Raw genomic sequence first — 14434 nt, forward strand, 5'->3', positions numbered from 1 at the left:
GGTGCCCTTCTTAACGCTTTCATATATCGATGTTCACAAGATCCAGTAGGAACGTTGCGGTAGGGATCTACTGGATCTAGCGTGGTGGGCATGGAGATGAGGCGCATCACCGATCCCGAGGTCCTCAAGGGCCTCGCGCAGCCGATCCGGCAGAAGCTCTACCGCCTGCTCACCCAGTTGGGCCCGGCCACCGGCGCGACGCTGTCCAAACGCCTGGGCACCGACCCCGGACAGACCAGCTACCACCTGCGCGAGCTGGCCAAGGCCGGCTTCGTCGAGGACGTCCCCGAGCTGGCCCGCGACCGCCGCGAACGCTGGTGGCGCGCCGTGCCCGGCCCCACCGGCTGGTCCTCGCTCGACTTCCCCACCCCCGAGGGCCAGGCGATCTCCTCGGCCGTCAAGGCGCAGACCGTCATCGACGAGTTCGAGCGCGTACGCGGCTACGAGCAGTCCCGCGACACCTGGAGCGAGCAGTGGCAGGCCGCCGCGATGAGCAGCGACTCCTTCCTGCGACTCACCCCCGCCGAGCTCGCCGAGCTGACCGGCGAGCTGCACGAGCTGGTCGTGCGCTGGAAGCAGCTGAGCAACGAGCGCGCCGCCCGGGCCGACGCCGCCGCCGATCGCGAGCACGTCTTCCTCTTCTTCCACGCCTTCCCGGAGCGCCCCTGATGAACACCACGGCCCCCACCCGCACCCCGGCCCCCGCCGACGCCCCGACCCGGCAGCACCCGGCGGCGGACGTCCCCGCCCACCGCTCGCCCACCTACCTGCGCTACCTCGGCGGCCAGGCGGTCTCGATCCTCGGCGACCAGGTCTGGTACGTCGCGCTCTCGTTCAGCGCGGTTCAGCTCGCCTCCCCCGGCACGGCCGGTGTCGTGCTGGCCGTCTCCGCGCTGCCGCGGCTGGCGCTGCTGCTGTTCGGCGGTGCGATCGTCGACCGGTACGGCCCGCGCCGCCTCATGATCGGCAGCGACCTGGCCCGTGGGGCGATCGCCCTGATCACTGCGGCACTGGCCCTGGCGCAGCCCAGCGTCGCCCTGCTGGTCGTGGTGGCACTCGCATTCGGCCTGGCCGACGCGCTGTTCCTGCCCGCGGCCGGCGCGATGCTGCCGCGCCTGCTCTCCCCCGCCCAGCTCACCGGCGGGCTCGCGCTGAACGGGCTGACCGCGCGCCTCGCGCTGACCTTCGGCGCGCCCCTGGGCGGTCTGCTCCTGCCGATCGGCGGGCTGCCGCTGGCCTGCCTGGTCAACGCGGCCACGTTCGCGGTGTCGGTGCTCGCGCTGTGGTCGGTGCGTCCGGCCGCGCCCGACGGCTCCCCCGCACCCGCGACGGCAGTGACCGGCGGGGCGGCCGCCGAGCGCCCCTCCACGCACCCGATCGAGCCCACCGAGGTCGCCGACATGTCGGGCACCGCCACCGATCCGGAAGCCGGCACCGCTCCGGCACGCGCCTCGATCGGCGCGGCGGTGCGCGAGGGCCTGCGCTACCTCGGTGGGCATCCGCTGCTGCGGTCGGTGACCCTGGTCGGGCTCCTGATCAACCTCGGCGCAGTGGGGCCGCTCAACGTGGGCCTGGCGCTGGTGGCCGACGAGCGCGGTTGGGGCGCGGGCGGCATCGGCGTGATGCTCGCCGGGTTCGGCGCGGGTTCGGTCGCCGGGAACCTGCTGATGCTGCGGTGGCGTCCGGCAGCGCGGCTCGGGCTGATCGTGGCCTGCTGCGCGGTGGTGCAGTGCGGCGCGCTGTTCGCGATCGCCGTCGCCCCGCTCCCGGCCTGGGCGTTCGTCGCCACCGCGATCGGCGGGCTGGCCGGCGGGCCGCAGGCGGTGCTGCTGAGCGGCCTGACGCACACGTACACCGCCGACTCGCACCGCGGCCGGGTCGCCTCGATCAACAACCTGGCGAGCCTGGGGGTGACCCCGCTGGCGATGGCCGTGATGGGCTTCGCCGCCGCCCGTCTGGGCACGGTCACCGCGTTCGCCGCCAGCGCCTCGTTGATCCTCGTCGCGGCCGCGATGTGCGTGGCGATCCCGGCTCTGCGCCGCGCACACCTGCCCCGGCCTTCGTCACCGGCGCCCGCGCGGTGACGGCCACCGCCCGCCGCCATGATCGTCAAACTTGCCCGGCACCTGTGCGTATCTTGAGCCCTCATGCGCCCACCTGCCAGGCAAGTCGAACGATCATGGTGCGGTCCAGGACCGCGCAGCGCCGGGGCGGGGCTGGGCGAGGCGGGGGCGGGGCGTGCCCGGAACGGGACAGGCGGGACGGGACAGGGCGGGGCGGGGCCGTTGCAGGGTTGGTGCGATGCAGGTCTGGCGACCTGACTGGGGCGGGCGGCGCGGGGAGCGGGTCAGGCGGCCGGACGGATCAGGGTGCCGGCGACGCGGTCGTGCAGGCCGCGGCGCTCGCTGTCCATGATCAAGGCGGGGATGACCAGCGCGAGCAGGGTGCCCCGCAGGGCTCCCTTGAGGGGGCCGACCGGCTGACCCGTATCGACGCCCAGGCAGGTAATCTTCGCCAGGCGCATGCCCGGCGTCTGGCCGAAGAACCCGACGAAGAAGGTGTAAACGGCGATCAGCACCACCGGTGCCGCCCAGCCGTCCCGCATCGGGTCCGCGAAGACGCCGGCGGCCAGGACGCACAGCATCCAGTCGAGCAGCAGCGCCCCGAACCTTCGGGCCAGGGAGGGTACGGCAGGCAGGGATGCGTCGGTCACCCGCCGAGCGTACCGTCCGCTCCGCCGTACCGGCCGAGTGAGCTGTCCGGGCAGCCCTTGAGGCCGGTTTACCGGTGACGTAACACGGCGGAAACAAAGCTGACACGGCCGGGCAACGCCGCGGTTCTAGCGTCGCCACCAGCCAATGGCCACCCGACGCAATGCAGCGCCGTCGGCCGCGTCTCCCGAGGTCAGCCCAGGAGATGTGCTGAAGTGGGGGCCGGGAGGCTCCCGCAGACCATCCGTGCCAGGAGGACGTGTTGTTCGCCAATTCCGAGGAACTGCTTCGGTACCTCAAGGACGAAGACGTCAAGTTCGTCGACGTCCGCTTCTGTGACCTGCCCGGCGTGATGCAGTTCTTCACCGTGCCGGTGCAGTCGTTCGACGCGAGCGTCTTCACCGACGGGCTCGCCTTCGACGGCTCGTCCATCCGCGGCTTCCAGCAGATCCACGAGTCGGACATGCTGCTGCTGCCGGACGTGACCACCGCGTTCATCGACCCGTTCCGCATCCAGAAGACGCTGGCACTGAACTTCTTCATCCACGACCCGTTCACGCGCGAGGCCTACTCCCGTGACCCGCGGAACGTGGCCAAGAAGGCCGAGGCGTACCTGGCCGCCAGCGGCATCGCGGACACCGCGTACTTCGGCGCCGAGGCCGAGTTCTACATCTTCGACTCGATCCGCTACTCGACGCAGGCCAACCAGGCGTTCTACCACATCGACTCGGTCGAGGGCGCGTGGAACACCGGCGCGACGACCAACAGCGACGGCAGCGCCAACCGGGGCTACAAGCCCGGTTACAAGGGTGGCTACTTCCCGGTCGCGCCGACCGACCACTACGCCGACCTGCGCGACACCATGGTGACGAACCTGGTGAACCTCGGCTACACCGTCGAGCGCGGCCACCACGAGGTGGGCACCGCCGGCCAGGCCGAGATCAACTACAAGTTCTCGACGCTGCTGGCCTCCGGCGACCAGATGCAGCTGTTCAAGTACGTCATCAAGAACACCGCCTGGCACGCGGGCAAGACCGCGACGTTCATGCCGAAGCCGCTGTTCGGCGACAACGGCTCCGGCATGCACACCCACCAGAGCCTCTGGCTGGGCGGCGAGCCCCTGTTCTACGACGAGACCGGCTACGCCGGCCTGTCGGACATGGCCCGCTGGTACATCGGCGGTCTGCTGAACCACGCCCCGTCGCTGCTGGCCTTCACCAACCCGTCGGTCAACTCGTACCGCCGCCTGGTGCCGGGCTTCGAGGCGCCGGTCAACCTGGTGTACTCGCAGCGCAACCGCTCCGCCTGCACCCGTATCCCGGTCACCGGCACGAACGCGAAGGCCAAGCGCATCGAGTTCCGCTGCCCCGACCCGTCGTCGAACCCGTACCTGGCGTTCTCGGCGATGCTGATGGCCGGTCTCGACGGCATCCGCAACAAGACCGAGCCCCCGGCTCCGATCGACAAGGACCTCTACGACCTGCCGCCGGAGGAGGTCGCCAACGTCACCCAGGTGCCGGGCTCCCTCTCCGACGTGCTCACGTCGCTGGAGAAGGACAACGACTACCTGCAGGCCGGTGGCGTCTTCACGAGCGACCTGATCGACACCTGGATCGACTACAAGCGGTCCAACGAGATCGACCCGGTCCGCCTGCGGCCGACCCCGCACGAGTTCCAGATGTACTTCGACTGCTAGGCAGTCGAAGCTGAAGCTCAGTGACTGCTGAGTTCGCTCGGTGGTACGGAAAAGGCCCCGCCTTCGGCGGGGCCTTTTCCGTTGGTGGTGGAGGTGGGTGGGGCGGGCTGCGGGGCAAGATCGCTGCCTCGTGTCAGAAAGCGCGGTCAGACCGCAGATATCGACACGAAACAGTGATCTTCGCCGGGCCGCCTGAGACCCGGGCCACCTGAGACTCGGGCCGCCTGACGCGCTGAGCCGCCTGGGACCTGGGCCGCCTGACGCGCCGCTGAGGGTGCTGGGCCGGGCGGCGGTCAGGCCGCTGGGGCGGGAGCAGGGACGGCGGCGGCCGGAGCCGCGGCGGGCTCTGCCGGAGCAGGCTCGACGGCGGGTGCGGCCGGGGCGGGGGCGGGTTCGGTGACCACGGTGGCGGCGGCGACAGCCGGGGCGAGCACCGGGCTGGCGGCGGCGGCCGCGACTAGGGCCGTGGCGGCGGCGGCCGGAGCCGCGGTGACCAGGCTGGGGCTGTTGGCCACGCCGATCGGTCCGGAACCGACCGACATCAGCACCGACAGCAGCGCGGCGCTGAACGCCAGCGACAGCGCGCCACGCCAGTCGATCGCGGCGACGTCGACGCCCACCGCGCCGCTGACCTGCCCGACGCCGAACGCGGCGATCAGGGCCTGCACGAAGGTCTTGATGGCACGCTCGGCGCTGGCGATCCAGAACATCTTGTTCAACAGGTACATGGGAGTTCTCCTGGAATGAGGGGGCACGCCCGGAGGGCGCTCACGAGCTTAGATGGCATGCGCCCGTGTCACCTATCCGCTTCCCGACCGACCACGAGGGTACGAGGGCCTATCGTGTGCCGCATGGCGCACCCCCTCCGCCGCGCGCTGCTCATCGCGGCCGCGTTCGCATGTGTACTGTCTCCCACCGCCCCCGTCCACGCGGCCGGCGACCTGGCGGTGACCGTACGCGGCGACGATCCACTCGCGACGGTGCTGGTGCTCGCCAACCGGGGTGACGCGCCGTGCCAGGTGGTGACCTCGACGTACGGCACGCTCGCGGTGGTCCGGCTGGAGCAGGACGGTGTCGCCGTCACGCCGCTGCCGCTGGAGACCTCGTTCGAGGAGTCGCTGGAGACGGTGCTGGCCAAGCGCCTGCACACGCTGGAGCCGGGCGCGACCGTGGAGGTGCCGCTGCGCGCCGTCCCGATCGGGCCGGCCGGGCACGCCATCGAGGTCGTCACGTGGTCGGCCGGCGCGGGCGCCTTCGGCTCGCTGTACCCGGTGAAGCCGGGGGTGCCGCTGTCGCTGGAGTTCACCTACGCGGTGCCGATCGTCCCGGACAGCGGCCCGGCCGTCTGCGCCCCGCTGGCCGGGGCGGGCGTCACGGCCGGGGCGGCCGGCGCGGGCCGTCCGTGGTGGCACTGGGCGGTCCTCGCCGGTGCGGGCCTCATCGTGACCCTGTTCGCCGTGCTCCTGCTGGTCGTGCCGAACCGGCGCAGGAGCCGCCGCGCAGCCGCCGCCTCGGGCGGGGACGGGCACCCCGATGGCGCCGCCGTGGACGGTTCCATTCCGGACGGCAAGTCCGGCACCACCGGGTCCGGCGGGGCGGCCGGGATCGGCGGGGCGGTGGTGCTGGCGCTGGTGGTGGCGCTGGGTGCGGTGGCGGTGCCGGGCCGTCCGGCGTACGCCCGGATCATCGTGACCGACCCCGGGCTGGCCGACGCCTGGGCGGCCTGCAGCGCGATCCTGCACGGGCCCGGCGGCGACCCGGCGGGCATCCTGCCGGCGCTGGAGTCGCCGGACGTGACCGTCAGCATCATCCGGGCCCAGCCCGGCGACACGCACGAGGGCGCGCTCGACCGGAACAACATCCTGGTCTTCTGGGACCCCGAGGACCGGCACGCCTACCACGGCAGCGGCGGCAACGCCGACCCGTGCGACGCGCTGTATCACGAGTTCCACCACGGCCACCAGCACAACCAGGGCACGTACAGCCGGGAGGACTGCGCGGGCAGCGGCATCCCGACCACCGAGGTGATGGCCACCCGGGCGCAGAACAAGCTGCGGGAGGCGCTGGGCCGCCCGGCGCGCAGCCACTACGGCGACCGCGCGCTGCCGAGCGGCGACTGCACCGCTCCCCCGCCGCCGCCGGCCTGCACCGGCGCGGGCTGCGGGCACAGCACCGGCGACCCGCACCTGCGCACCGTCGACGGGCTGCGCTACGACTTCCAGGCCGCGGGCGAGTTCACCGCGGTGCGCGACACCGCCGGGGCGTACGAGATCCAGGTCCGCCAGGAACCGGTGGCCGGATCGCGCATGGTCGCGGTGAACTCCGCGGTCGCCGCGAAGGTCGACGGCGACCGGGTCGAGGCCCGGATGACCACCGCCGGCGTGGAGCTGCTGGTGGCGGGCGTGGCGACCGGCCCCGCCCCGGCGGAATTGGCGTCCCCGCGGCAGCTTCCCGGCGGCGGCGAGGTCCGCACGGCCGCCAACGGCGACATCGAGCTGCGCTGGAAGGACGGCTCCCGCCTGGTGATCGACCCGATCGGCGTCTGGGGCCTGGCCCTGTCGGTGGAGCCCGCGCAGACCCTCGCGGGCAAGCTGGAAGGCCTGCTGGGCGACTTCAACGGCAAGCCCGACGACGACGTGCGCCCGCGCGGCGGGGCCCCGCTGGGCACGCAGCCGGCGTTCGCCGCGCTCTATCCCGGCTACGCCGACAGCTGGCGCATCGACGCCGCGTCGTCGCTGTTCACGTACCCCGAAGGCAAGTCCACCGACAGCTACACCGACCGGACCTTCCCGGAGCAGGACGCGGCCACGGCCGAACTGCCGAACCGGGCCTCGGCCGAGGCGATCTGCCGCGGGCTCGGCGTCTCGGACCCGGCCGTGCTGGCGGGCTGCGTGCTGGACGTGGCGCTGACCGGCCAGCCCGACTTCGCGGTCGCGGCCAAGGCGGGCCAGGTGTTCGCGGGCGGCGCGGATCTGGGCGGGCAGACCTGGACGGTCAAGGTGGACGCCCCGGGCGCGGTCGCGAAGGTGGAGTTCGCGGGCACGAAGGGCCAGAAGGTCTTCGTCGACGTGGCCGCCACCACGCTGCCGAACCAGTGCGGCGGCCTGGACCTGCTCGGCCCGGACGGCAAGCAGGTGGCCAACGGCTGCGTCATCAACGGCAGCGGCTACATCGACGGCACGGTGCTGCCGGAGACCGGCACGTACAGCATCGCGGTCGACCCGGGCGGCGACGCCGTCGGCGAGGCGCGGCTGCGCCTGCTGACCGTGGAGGACCAGCAGGAGGCGATCACCCCGGACGGCCCGGAGCTGACCGCGCGCCTGCCCAAGCCGGGCACGGTGGCCAGGTTCACCTTCACCGCGAAGGCCGGGCAGAAGGTGTTCGTGGACGTGCCGGCCACGAACCTGCCGAGCCAGTGCGGCGGCCTCGACCTGCGCGGCCCGGACGGCAAGCAGGTGGCCAACGGCTGCGTCATCAACGGCAGCGGCTACATCGACGGCTTCACCCTGCCAGAGGCCGGCGTGTACACGGTGGTGGTGGACCCCCAGGACAAGGGAGTCGGTGAGGCGAAGGTGCGGGTGAGCCTCGCCGTCGACCAGCGGCTCGACCTGCCCGTGGACGGGGACGCGGTCACCGTGCGGATCGCGCAGCCGGGCGCGGTGAGCGTGCTGACCTTCACCGGCCGGATCGGGCAGCGGGTGTTCATCGAGGTGCCGAGCACGGACCTGCCGAGCCAGTGCGGCGGCCTGGAGCTGCGCGGCCCGGACGGCGACGTGGTGGAGTCCGGCTGCGTGATCAACGGCAAGGGCGGGCTGCGCGAGGAGGGCACCGAGCTGCCGTCGACCGGGACGTATCAGCTCATCGTGGACCCGCAGGAGCGGGCGACCGGAACGGCCCAGGTAAGAATGCGCACCTGACCAGCGAAGTCTGTGTTACCTGGTGGTAACGCGGATCACAACGTATGCGTAGACTCCGCCAACGTGAAACCCCCACGCCTTTGGCTCCGCCGCCTGCGTACCACCGCGCTCTGGCTGCTCGGCGTCGTGACGGTGCTGGCCGTCGTCGTCGCCGGGCTGACCGTCTGGTCGGTGCGCCGCGCCCTGCCGACCCTCGACGGTGAACTCACCCTGTCCGGGCTCTCCGCGCCGGTGACCGTGCGCCGCGACGCGCACGGCATTCCCCAGGTCTACGCGAAGACCAGCGACGACATGTACCGCGCCCAGGGCTTCGTGCACGCCCAGGACCGGTTCTGGGAGATGGACTTCCGCCGTCACGTCACGGCCGGGCGGGTCTCCGAGCTGTTCGGCGAGTCCCAGCTGGAGACGGACAAGTACCTGCGCACCATGGGCTGGCGCCGGGTCGCCGAGCAGGAGGTGGCGCTGCTGACGCCGGAGGCCCGCCAGGGGCTGGAGGCGTACGCCGCGGGCGTCAACGCGTGGCTGGCCGCGAACACCGACACCGACGGTGACGGGTTCGCCGCGTCGGGCGCGCTGAGCCTGGAGTACGGCATCCTCGGCCTGCAGAACTCGGACTACGTCATCGAGCGCTGGACCCCGGTGGACAGCCTGGCCTGGCTCAAGGCGATGGCCTGGGACCTGCGCGGCAACATGGAGGCCGAGATCCGCCGGGCCGCCCTGTCCGCCGAGGGCCTGAGCAAGGAGCAGGTGGACCAGCTCTACCCGGCGTACCCGATCGACCGCAACCTGCCGATCGTCACCGGCGGCGCGATCGTGAACGGGGCTTTCGACGCCAAGGGAACCGCCCCGGTCGCGCCGGCCGCCCCGCCGGCCACCCCCACGGCGGCGCTGGCCGCGAGCAGCCTCAACGAGATGGCCGACGCGCTCGCCGCGCTGCCGGGCCTGATGGGCAACGCCGACGGCGACGGCATCGGCTCCAACTCGTGGGTGATCAGCGGCAAGCTGACCGCCACCGGCAAGCCGATCCTGGCCAACGACCCGCACCTGAGCCCGAGCCAGCCCGGCATCTGGTACCAGATGGGCCTGCACTGCGAGTGCGGTCAGGACGTCGCGGGCTTCACCTTCTCCGGCGTGCCCGGCGTGGTCATCGGCCACAACGCGAAGATCGCCTGGGGCTTCACCAACCTCGACCCCGACGTGATCGACATGTACCTGGAGCAGGTCGAGGGCGACAAGGTGAAGGTCGGCGACGCGTGGGAGCCGCTGGCCTCGCGCCAGGAGGTGCTCAAGGTCGCCGGTGGCGACGACGTCACCATCACGGTGCGCACCAGCAAGCACGGGCCGCTGCTGTCGGACGCCAGCGAGAGCCTGCAGAAGCTTGGCGGAAAGTACGCGATCGCGATGCGCTGGACAGCCCTCGACCCGGGCCGCACCGGCGACGCCGTGTTCGCCATCAACAAGGCGGGCGACTGGGACGAGTTCCGCGCCGCGGCGGCGCTGTTCGAGGTGCCCGCACAGAACATCGTCTACGCCGACGTGGCGGGCAACATCGGCTACCAGTCGCCGGGGCGCATCCCGGTGCGCGGCAAGGGCGACGGCAAGTGGTTCGCGCCCGGCTGGGACCCGGCGTACGACTGGACCGGCTTCATCCCGTTCGACGAGCTGCCCAACGTGCTCAACCCGGAGCGCGGGTACGTGGTCACCGCCAACCAGGCCGTCATCGGCGACCAGTACCAGCAGCACCTGACCGATGACTGGAGCTACGGCTACCGCAGCCAGCGCATCTACGACATGATCGGCGCCGCGGGCGGGAAGATCACGCTCGACGACGTGCAGAAGCAGCAGTTCGACAACCGCAACGGCTTCGCCCCGACGCTGATCCCGGCCCTGCAGAAGACGCCGCGGCAGGCCCCGTCGCAGGTCGAGAAGAACGCCGACGCGCTGCTCGTCGACTGGGACTTCCAGCAGGGCGAGGACTCGGCGGCCGCGGCGTACTACAACGCGGTCTGGAAGAACCTGCTCGGCCTGACCTTCGACGAGCTGGGTGAGGACTACGCCGCCGACGGCGGGGACCGCTGGTTCGAGGTGGTCCGCGGCCTGCTGGGCAAGCCCGATGACAAGTGGTGGGACGCCAAGGGCACGGCAGCCGTGGAGAAGCGCGACGACATGCTGGCCCAGGCCATGTCGGCGGCGGTCAAGGAGCTGTCCGAGGCGCAGGGCGAGGACCCGAAGCAGTGGCGCTGGGGCGCGATGCACACCCTCACCCCGACCCACGCGACGTTCGGCGAGTCCGGCATCGGGCCGATCGAGTGGCTGTTCAACCGGGACACGGTCGGCGTCTCCGGCGGCGACGCGATCGTCAACGCCACCGGCTGGAGCGCCGGGCAGGGGTACGAGGTCGACGCGGTGCCGTCCATGCGCATGATCGTGAACATGGCGAACCTGGACGACTCCCGCTGGATCCAGCTGACCGGCAACTCAGGCCACGCGTTCGACGACAACTACGCCGACCAGTTCGAGCTGTGGCGTACCGGCCAGACCCTGCCGTTCCGCTTCGACAAGGCGACCATCGAGAAGGAGTCCGCGAACACGCAGACCCTCAAGCCGTAGGGCCGGCAGCGAAAGGGGCGCTTCCTCACCGAACCGCGGTGAGGAAGCGCCCCTTTCTCGTCGCGCCGACCGGTCCGCCCCGTGCCGGGCCGAGCAGAGCGACAGCCGGTCAGGGCAGCAGCAGCCCCAGGGAGAGCGCGAACGGCACGAGCAGCAGGCCACCGGCCGCGGCGAGGGCCAGCCGCACCCGCTCCCGGCCGTGCGCCGAACGCAGCGCCACCACGGCCCAGGCGGTGCACAGCAGGGCGAGCACGGTCACCACCCGCAGCACCAGCCAGGTCAGGGGCTGGCCGAACAGGAACGACCCGGTCTGCTTGCCCGACGTGGCCACTGTCATGATCGGGTACGCCACCCCGCCGACCAGGGCGACCAGCCCTGTCAGCACCAGCCAGCGGGCCGGGCGGGCCCCGGCCGGGCGGCCGCGACCGCCCCGCAGCCGCCGCACCAGCGCCCAGACCGGCCAGCTCAGCAGCGCCAGCGCGATCGCCGCGAACCCGGCCCACCACAGCGGCCCCACCCCGGACACGGCGATGCTGTCGCTGCCCTGGGCAGGCAGCGCGTCGGCCGCGGAGGCGGGCGCCCGTCCGCCGGTCACCTGGGCGATCCAGTCCGTCATCAGCGTGCCGTAGCCCGGCAGCAGCTCGCCCATCTGGAAGCCGTTGACCATCGGGCCGCCGACGCGGTCGTAGCCGTCGGTGGTGACCCGGCCCGCGTGCGCGCCGTGCGGCAGGATCCGGATGGTGACGCTGGGGCTGGCGGTCAGCTCGCGGCGGAAGACCTCCGCGCTCTCCCGCGGCGGGACCTGCGTGTCCAGCTCACCCCAGATCGCCAGCACCGGCTGCCGGATCGCCCGCAGCGCGGGCACCGGGTCGTACGCCGCCTGGGGGAACCCGTCCGTCGCGACGGCCAGGCCCATGCCGGTGCCGACGATCGCGTCCACGGTGGACGGCGTCACCCCGGCCCGGGTGATCCGGTTGATCAGGTTCCAGGCCTGGGTACGCGCCGGCGGCAGCCCCGGCGCGCCGATGGTGACCAGGAACTTCGCCTCCGCCGCGCGGGACGCGGCCAGCGGCGCGATCCAGCCGCCCTCGCTGAGCCCCCACAGCCCGGTGCGTGCCGGGTCGACGTCGGGCAGCGCGGCCAGCGCCCGCACCCCGGCCACGGCGTCGTCGGCCAGCGCGGAGTAGTCGCGGTGGGTCTTCGTGTAGTCGGCCCGCTTGTCGTAGATCAGCGTGACCAACCCGGCGCGGGCGAACACCTCCGCCTCCTGGCCGAGTTCCTCCCGCGGCCCCGCGCCGGAGCCGTGCACCAGCACGATCGCCGGGTGGCGCGCGGCCGGGTCCAGATCGGCGCGGCGCACCACCGAGCCGTGCAGCTCGGTGCCGCCGTTGCGGAAGGTCAGGTCGGTCGCGGTGAGCCCGGCGGGCGGGGTGTACGCAGGGGCGGAGTCGGCGGCGGAGGCCGGCGTGCCGGCCAGCGCCAGCAGAACCGCCCCGAAAGCGGTGAACACTGATTTCCTCATGTCCACGATCCTCGGGAAATCCGGGATCGCCGACATCGCCGACGAGAGCGGTGCGCGCCCTCACTCGCGCGAGGGAGTCACTCGCCGGGCCGGATGAGCCCCGACTCGTACGCGGCGATCACGGCCTGCACCCGGTCGCGCAGCCCGAGCTTGCTCAGCACGCTGCTGACGTGCGTCTTCACCGTGTGCTCGCTGACGAACAGCGCCGCCGCCAGCTCCGGGTTGGACAGGCCCCGGCCGAGCAGCACCAGCACCTCGTGCTCGCGCTCGGTCAGCCGGGCCAGTTCCGCGGACCGGGCCGGCGCGGCCCGGCCGCCCAGGCGCACCACGTCGTCGATGAGGCGGCGGGTCACCGCGGGCGCGAGCAGCGCCTGCCCGGCGGTGACCACCCGCACCGCGTGCACGAGATCGTCCCGGCGTACGTCCTTGAGCAGGAAACCGCTGGCCCCGGCGCGCAGCGCGGCGAACACGTGCTCGTCGGAGCCGAACGTGGTCAGCATGACCACCTTCGTCGGACCCGCCGCGCAGATGCGCCGGGCCGCCTCGATGCCGTCCATGACCGGCATCCGGATGTCGAGCAGCGCCACGTCGGGGACGTGCGCCGCCACCGCCCGCACCGCCTCCGCGCCGTCGGCGGCCTCCGCGACCACCTCGATGTCCGGCTGCGCGGACAGGATCATCGCGAACCCCGAACGCACCAGCTCCTGATCGTCGGCGACCACCACGCTGATGCTCATGGCTGCTCCTGCCCCACACGTCTCCTCTGGCCGCCACCCGCGCGGGCGACAGGCGGTGCGGCCCGCGTGCCGTGGAATCCCGCCGACCCGCTCATCCGAACACCGCCGTCACCCGGAATCCGCCCGCGGGGTCGGGGCCGAACTCGACGAGACCGCCCGCCGCGGCGACCCGCTCGCCGAGCCCGACCAGGCCGTTGCCCGGCGTCACCGGACCGGTGCCCCGGCCGTCGTCGGCGACGCTCACCCGGGTGCAGCCCCCGTCCCAGGTCAGCGACACCCGGGCGGAGGTCGCGGCGGCGTGCCGGACCACGTTAGTCAGCGCCTCCTGGACCACCCGGTAGACGGCGAGCTGCACGTCCGGCGCGAGGGGGCGCGGGTCACCGTGCTCGGTGAAGCTGACGTCGAGGCCGTCGTGGCGGGTGCCGCGGACCAGTTCGGGCAGGTCGGCCAGGCCAGGTTGCGGGGCCGACGGCTCACGCAGCCCGCCCACGGCGGCGCGCAGCTGCGCCATGGCGCTGCGCCCGGCGTCGGAGATCGCGTCGAACGCGGCCTCGGCCCGGACGGGGTCGCGCCGGGCGATCGCGCCGCCCGCCTCGGCCTGCACCACCATCAGGCTGAACGCGTGGCCGAGGATGTCGTGCAGGTCCCGGGCGATCCGGGTGCGCTCACGCTCGGCCGCCAGCTGCGCGGCCTGGGCGCGTTCGCGGGCGGCGGCCTCGCGCCGGGTGCGGGCCAGGGTGCCCAGCATGTACGCCGCCGACCAGGTCGCCATCTCGCGGACCGCCGTGTTCACCGACTGGATGATCGACAGCATGCCGGCGGCGGTGACGACCAGCACCACCAGCCGCTGGCGGGGCGGCGACTGGTAGGCCACCGCGTAGAAGCAGACCAGCGGGCCGTACCAGATCGGCTGGGCGGGACCGGTGCCCGCGATCGCGTACGCGGCGATGCCGACGGCCGTGAGCAGCAGCGCGTACGTGGGCTGCCAGCGCCGCAGCAGCACCGGCAGCGAGGTCACCAGCACCGGCCAGTAGGCGGCGAACGTCCACGACCCGTCCTCGGGCAACCGGCGGGTGAAGAAGTACGGCGCGGACTGCGCGGCCAGCACCAGCAGGGTCAGCCCGACGTCCACCGACCAGGCCCGGCGGGACAGGTCGGCGGGCCGCACCATCCCCCACGTCATGAGGAGCGAGCCTAGGGCACCGCGACGCGCCGTGGATACCCGTGGCAGGCTCGTCCAG

Annotated in this window: 10 protein-coding genes; 5 read left to right on the top strand and 5 right to left on the bottom strand. The window is 72.7% G+C overall.

Features of this window, described 5'->3' with window-relative positions; all coding sequences use genetic code 11:
- Window positions 1-90 precede the first annotated feature (90 nt).
- Together F6W97_RS26705 and F6W97_RS26710 are read left to right on the top strand one after the other, a co-directional pair.
- Window positions 91-669: a winged helix-turn-helix domain-containing protein gene (locus F6W97_RS26705; RefSeq protein WP_155373266.1), complete on the top strand. Its 579-nt coding sequence runs from the start codon at window positions 91-93 to the stop codon at window positions 667-669.
- Entirely contained in the window at window positions 669-2084 is a 1416-nt protein-coding gene (locus F6W97_RS26710) for an MFS transporter (protein ID WP_155373267.1), read from the top strand. The genes F6W97_RS26705 and F6W97_RS26710 overlap by 1 nt, the downstream gene beginning before the upstream one ends.
- Window positions 2085-2347: 263 nt before the next feature.
- On the opposite strand, the gene F6W97_RS26715 is transcribed toward F6W97_RS26710, so the two are convergent.
- The gene (locus F6W97_RS26715) at window positions 2348-2713 is read right to left on the bottom strand and encodes an RDD family protein (protein ID WP_230687010.1); all 366 of its coding nucleotides are present in this window, start codon (window positions 2711-2713) and stop codon (window positions 2348-2350) included.
- A gap of 260 nt (window positions 2714-2973) precedes the next feature.
- Between F6W97_RS26715 and glnA the strand changes: the two genes are divergently transcribed.
- Window positions 2974-4407, top strand: coding sequence for a type I glutamate--ammonia ligase (gene glnA, locus F6W97_RS26720; protein WP_155373268.1), 1434 nt, complete (start codon window positions 2974-2976; stop codon window positions 4405-4407).
- Window positions 4408-4700: 293 nt separating this feature from the next.
- Here the strand turns inward: glnA and F6W97_RS26725 are convergent, their stop codons facing one another.
- Window positions 4701-5135 (bottom strand): holin, encoded by a 435-nt coding sequence (locus tag F6W97_RS26725; RefSeq protein WP_155373269.1) that lies wholly within the window; start codon window positions 5133-5135, stop codon window positions 4701-4703.
- Window positions 5136-5258: 123 nt separating this feature from the next.
- Between F6W97_RS26725 and F6W97_RS26730 the strand changes: the two genes are divergently transcribed.
- Complete coding sequence (locus tag F6W97_RS26730) at window positions 5259-8324, top strand: VWD domain-containing protein (RefSeq protein WP_155373270.1); 3066 nt, start codon at window positions 5259-5261, stop codon at window positions 8322-8324.
- A gap of 63 nt (window positions 8325-8387) precedes the next feature.
- The gene (locus F6W97_RS26735; RefSeq protein WP_196279339.1) at window positions 8388-10934 is read left to right on the top strand and encodes a penicillin acylase family protein; all 2547 of its coding nucleotides are present in this window, start codon (window positions 8388-8390) and stop codon (window positions 10932-10934) included.
- A gap of 109 nt (window positions 10935-11043) precedes the next feature.
- On the opposite strand, the gene F6W97_RS26740 is transcribed toward F6W97_RS26735, so the two are convergent.
- The 3 genes from F6W97_RS26740 to F6W97_RS26750 all read right to left on the bottom strand — a co-directional run bounded on the left by F6W97_RS26740 (window position 11044) and on the right by F6W97_RS26750 (window position 14376).
- Entirely contained in the window at window positions 11044-12456 is a 1413-nt protein-coding gene (locus F6W97_RS26740) for an alpha/beta hydrolase family protein (protein ID WP_196279340.1), read from the bottom strand.
- A 77-nt stretch (window positions 12457-12533) separates the two neighbouring features.
- The gene (locus F6W97_RS26745; RefSeq protein ID WP_155373272.1) at window positions 12534-13193 is read right to left on the bottom strand and encodes a response regulator; all 660 of its coding nucleotides are present in this window, start codon (window positions 13191-13193) and stop codon (window positions 12534-12536) included.
- A gap of 91 nt (window positions 13194-13284) precedes the next feature.
- Window positions 13285-14376, bottom strand: a complete 1092-nt coding sequence (locus tag F6W97_RS26750; RefSeq protein ID WP_155373273.1) for a sensor histidine kinase — start codon at window positions 14374-14376, stop codon at window positions 13285-13287.
- Between the last annotated feature and the right edge of the window lie 58 nt (window positions 14377-14434).

The sequence above is a fragment of the Catellatospora vulcania genome, from assembly GCF_009720385.1.
Taxonomy (GTDB): Bacteria; Actinomycetota; Actinomycetes; order Mycobacteriales; family Micromonosporaceae; genus Catellatospora; species Catellatospora vulcania.